General features: G+C 56.9%; 7 protein-coding genes. 3 read left to right on the plus strand and 4 right to left on the minus strand.

All coding sequences use genetic code 11. The features are described from left to right. Positions 1-91: 91 nt before the first annotated feature. The 4 genes from CXF87_RS11585 to CXF87_RS11600 all read right to left on the minus strand — a co-directional run bounded on the left by CXF87_RS11585 (position 92) and on the right by CXF87_RS11600 (position 2463). Positions 92-412 (minus strand): MarR family winged helix-turn-helix transcriptional regulator, encoded by a 321-nt coding sequence (locus CXF87_RS11585; RefSeq protein WP_101146728.1) that lies wholly within the window; start codon positions 410-412, stop codon positions 92-94. 2 nt (positions 413-414) lie between these two features. Beyond that, on the minus strand, positions 415-1146 hold the full coding sequence (locus CXF87_RS11590; RefSeq protein WP_101146729.1) for a hypothetical protein: 732 nt from the start codon (positions 1144-1146) through the stop codon (positions 415-417). Then, on the minus strand, positions 1137-2150 hold the full coding sequence (locus CXF87_RS11595; protein ID WP_101146730.1) for a hypothetical protein: 1014 nt from the start codon (positions 2148-2150) through the stop codon (positions 1137-1139). The genes CXF87_RS11590 and CXF87_RS11595 overlap by 10 nt, the downstream gene beginning before the upstream one ends. Positions 2151-2232: 82 nt before the next feature. After that, positions 2233-2463, minus strand: coding sequence for a transcriptional regulator (locus CXF87_RS11600; RefSeq protein ID WP_101146731.1), 231 nt, complete (start codon positions 2461-2463; stop codon positions 2233-2235). Between the two features lie 83 nt (positions 2464-2546). Between CXF87_RS11600 and CXF87_RS11605 the strand changes: the two genes are divergently transcribed. From CXF87_RS11605 to CXF87_RS11615, 3 genes are all read left to right on the plus strand, one after another. Further along, positions 2547-3251 (plus strand): LexA family protein, encoded by a 705-nt coding sequence (locus CXF87_RS11605; protein WP_232774899.1) that lies wholly within the window; start codon positions 2547-2549, stop codon positions 3249-3251. A 99-nt stretch (positions 3252-3350) separates the two neighbouring features. Continuing rightward, positions 3351-3995: a hypothetical protein gene (locus tag CXF87_RS11610; protein WP_101146732.1), complete on the plus strand. Its 645-nt coding sequence runs from the start codon at positions 3351-3353 to the stop codon at positions 3993-3995. Positions 3996-4145: 150 nt separating this feature from the next. Beyond that, the coding region (locus CXF87_RS11615) for a response regulator transcription factor (RefSeq protein WP_198556072.1) at positions 4146-4412 on the plus strand (267 nt) is incomplete at its 3' end.

Here is a 4412-nt window from a genome sequence, read left to right on the forward strand (position 1 = left end):
GCCAGCGTGGCTAAGTGCTGAGCGTCACACGCGGCTGAGCGCGCAAGCAGGCGTAGGACGATGTTTTGATGATCAGCGGGTTTTAGGATGCTCACGACGCCACCCCCTCAGCAGCCACAGCCACCATCGCCTTGCCACTTTCAGTCAACCCCAACACCTGGCGTGCTGGAGAATCGGCGCTCATGCCCGCCACCTCGATATAATCAAGATCGAGCAACTCACGGCAACGGCCGCAAATGCTGGCCAACGGCAGGCCGGTGGCATCGGCTATCTGGTTGCGGGTCATGGGGCCCTTGCTGACCAGCGAGGCAGTCACCAAGCCACGCGAAGCGCTGAGCTTCCCTGAGCGGCGGTGATCGCTAAACGCGGCTTGCTTTACTTCATTGCCACTCGGCTGAAATGCGGTGTTCATAATCAACGTCCTCCAAAAGCGGCCATGGGTGCGCCTGCTTGCTCTAACAATTCCCGCCGGCGGGCCTCTTCAAGCTCTCGGGCTTCGCGGCGCTGCTCGGCTTTCTGGTCACCGGGCTTGTTGATCAATTCGCGAAGGTGGCTCACCACCTGCTTGCGCTGGCGCTTACCCTCCTCGGTCACGGGCTTGTCAGGCGGTGGTAACAGGTGGGCAACCTTAGGCGCAGGCAGCTTGCCAGCACTCACGGCATCGTTCAGCACGATCTCGCGCCGCTGCGGGTCATGGCCTAGCGAAACCATCCACTCAGGCTGGCGGGCTTCCGCTTTGGCGGCGGAAAGCTCCCGCTCGTACGCGGCCAGAAACGACATACGGGCACCCACCTTGTCACCACCGTCCAACACAGGCTTGGCAGCGGCAAAGGCGCGGGCGATCTCCGGCGTCCAGATCACGGTCTCCTGCTCGTCAGTGCTGTTCAATGCCAGCGCCCATGCCTCGTTACCGCTCAAATGAGCGTTCGCACTGGGTAAGCGCTCAATGATTGCCGCCAGGGTCAGCTTGCCGTGTAGCTCGGCACGGCAGCGGGCTAACGCGCGGCCAATTTCAGCAAATGGGTAGGCGCTCAGGTCTTCGGCGATCAAACCGGCGGCGGCCGGGCGGATCTCCTGCCCTAGCACTTCGGCGGTGGCGTAAACCAGATCAACGACCTGATCGATTTGTGATGGGCTTAACGGCATGATGCGGCCTCCTGCTGTTGGCGTTTGGCGGCCAGCAACCGCTTGGCCTCCTCCGCGTTGCTCAGGTTGGTTTGAGTGCTGTCGACTTGGCGGGCGCGAGCCTGGGTGACCTGCTGCCCAGTGGCGAGTTGTGTGGCGATGGATTCGCAGTCCTGCAGGAGCAAACCCACGGGATGCATGCGAGCGGTGTAAAACTGGCTGTTGAGCTTCAGGTAATACGCGGCCACGGCGGGAGCGCGCTCAGCCCCTACACGGTCGACCAGTTGACTCATGTTCGCGGCGGTCTTTTGATTCCAGACCGGCCACGTGCCGTAACGGGCACGGTAAGCGCAGGCGTAGTTCGCCCAGGGCTTAAACGTTTTGGCTTTGGGGTCACGAGTGCCGGGCATATCGGCGGGGATGCGCGCCAGCAGGTCATCGCTAGATTCTTGAGCGCCAGCAGTTTCCGCTTGTGGTTCGTCAGCACTCAGGTAATCACCCTCCGATGCATCGGGGCTTGCCCCCGGTGCGCCTTTCTGTGTGCTCTCTGCTGTAGTCTCTGTAGTAGTCTCTGTAATAGTTTGGCGCTTTCCGCCATCACTGTTTGGCGCTTTCGTGCAATCCAGTTTGGCGCTTTCCGCCATACTGGGTGGCGTATTCGTACATTCTTGATTGGCGCTTTCCGCCATACTGGAATGGCGCTTTTGTGCAACCTGCATAAGGGCGGCTTCTAGCGCCTCACGATCAAGCCGGTAATAGGTCTTGCAAGGTACGCCGCGGCGCACCTCCTCGATGTATCCCTTGCTGACTAACTTCTTACGGGCGGTCTCTTGCTCACGGCGCGTCATGCCCGTTTCTTCCGTCCATTCAGCCTGCGTCTTGTAGAACCAGCCTTCGCTGTCCTTGGTGCGGGTAGACCAGTAAACGCACTGCGATAGCATCAGGGCGCCGGTGATGCCGATACCCAAATCAACGAAGGTTCGGTTGAACGCTATTGGCCTGTCCAGCAGGTTGAGCATGCTCATACACTCACCTCACTAAACACTGGATGTACACACAGACACGCCGATGGCGCTGTCCTTATATGGGCTGGCTCATATACTGGAATCATTGCGTTGATACCTGCATGTCCGCGAAAAGGTCAGGCCGAAGCGTTCGGCGGGTTAGCACACCCTGCGTCGCTTCTTCCAGACGTTTTGCCATGTCGGCACTTGGCTGGCGCTCATAGACAAGAACTTGGCGCAGATACTCGGCAGTCGTGCCTGCTTGATCCGCAATGACTTCACGCTGCTCAACCGTTAATGCCTTCCAGAACTCACGATGCGAGTTTTGGCCCATTTTTGCGCCCTCTTAAGTACCAATTTGGTACATAGTAGCCCGCAAAAGATGTACCGTAAAGGCACTGTACCCTAAGAGTACAAATGATGTTCAATACGGACATGAAAGAAATCGCCCAAATACGCTTAGAAAATGCTCGATCACTCGCCAAGCAGGCAGGTGGCACAACTCCATTCGCCATCAAAGTGGATCGCGAGCCCACTCAAATGAGCCGTGTTATGGGCAGCAACCCTACGAAAAACATTGGCAGCAAAATGGCTCGCCATATCGAGTCGTGCTTTGGTAAGCCTTCAGGTTGGCTGGACTATGACCATGACAGCGGCGCCCGCGATGCTCGCGCCAGCTACGACGCCAATACATCACCAGCGGCGCAACCACTGCGCTACCACCGCTACCCCGTGGTGTCGGAAGTGCAGGCGGGAAGGTTTGCGGAGTGCATCGTTCCCTACCCCGCAGGCATGGAAGAGCGCCACGAAAGCACCGACTACGAGGCCAAAGGCTCAGCTTTCTGGCTGGAAGTGACTGGCGATTCAATGACGGCGCCAGCAGGCGTTAGGCCAAGCATCCCCGAGGGAACACTGGTATTAGTCGATACGGGGGTCGAGGCGGCGCCAGGGAAATTGGTGGTCGCCCAGTTAGACGAAAGCAACGAAGCTACCTTCAAAAAGCTGATAGTCGACGGCGGTCAACGCTACCTAAAGCCGCTTAACCCCGCCTACCCCCTTATACCGATCAACGGCAACTGCCGGATATTAGGCGTGGCTGTGGAGGCCAAAACGCGCCTGTAATACACCCCAACCCCAAGCGAGCTGCTATTATGTCGGACAAGCGAAACCAAACTCCATCACACCCGAAAGACAAGGGTGAAAGCACAAGGAAAAGCAACAATGACAGCTTCTCCGACACACGACACCGCGGCATCAACGAAGTCGCACAAAGCCGACCCGCTCCACCAAGACCCAAACCCAAGCATTAATGACGAAGCTGCCGAAGACAGGCTTCATGCGCTTAGGCACTACTTACTAAGAAACATCCGCTACCACACACGGCGGGCCGCATTGTTTGCTCAGTGGCATAAGCTGACGGCGTTTGTGGGCGTATTCTTTGGCTCAACGGCGGCAATGTCCTTTCTTTTTTCAGACACGCCTACTGCCGCAAGTATTATGGCTGCCATTGTCGCGCTGTTTTCAGCAATCGATCTGGTGGTAGGCACCGCCGCTAAAGAAGCTCAGCATATGGAGTTACGGCGGCGCTGGATTGCGCTTCAAAAGCGCTTTGAAGTGGAAGGCTTGACCAGCGACATACAGCAAACGCTGCGCAGCATTGAAATGGACGAGCCAGCCGAGCTTTCTGTGGTGGAGATGCAAGCGCATAACGATGCGACGCTCGCTCTTTTAGGCGATGATGGCCGAAAGGAGTTGCTTCAAATACCACTCAAGAAGCGAATTATCGGTCAGTTCATGAATATTGACACCAGCAGCATCACAAAAGCCCCCACCCCTGACGGCGCTCCAGCAGCCACTTCTTCATAGCACCTCTTATTTAATTAGTAGAACTAAGCCGCCCATCGAGGCGGTTTATTTTCACCCTGATATGTACCTAAAAAGAACATCTTCCCTTGACTATGTACCATAAAGGTACTTAAATGGTTCTTAACAGAACACGAGTAAGGGATAACCATCATGCAAATCACACAAGGCAATTGGCAGGCAAAGATCAACCCTCAACGCGGCAGCCTCGGCTTCACCCGCACCGAAGCGGTAGACCTCATGCTGCTGGCAGCGGGCAATACCTACAAAGAGATCGCCAAGGCCACAGGTCGCTCACCGGAAACCGTGCGTCGTAATTTAACGAAGGGCTACCAAAAGCTCGGCGTTCACAAAGCCGCTGGCGCGGTGGCCGAAGCAATGAAACGCGGCTGGATCGCTCCACTTCTGGTTGCCCTGCTC

The sequence above is a fragment of the Halomonas sp. MES3-P3E genome (assembly GCF_002836035.1).
Taxonomy (GTDB): domain Bacteria; phylum Pseudomonadota; class Gammaproteobacteria; order Pseudomonadales; family Halomonadaceae; genus Vreelandella; species Vreelandella arctica.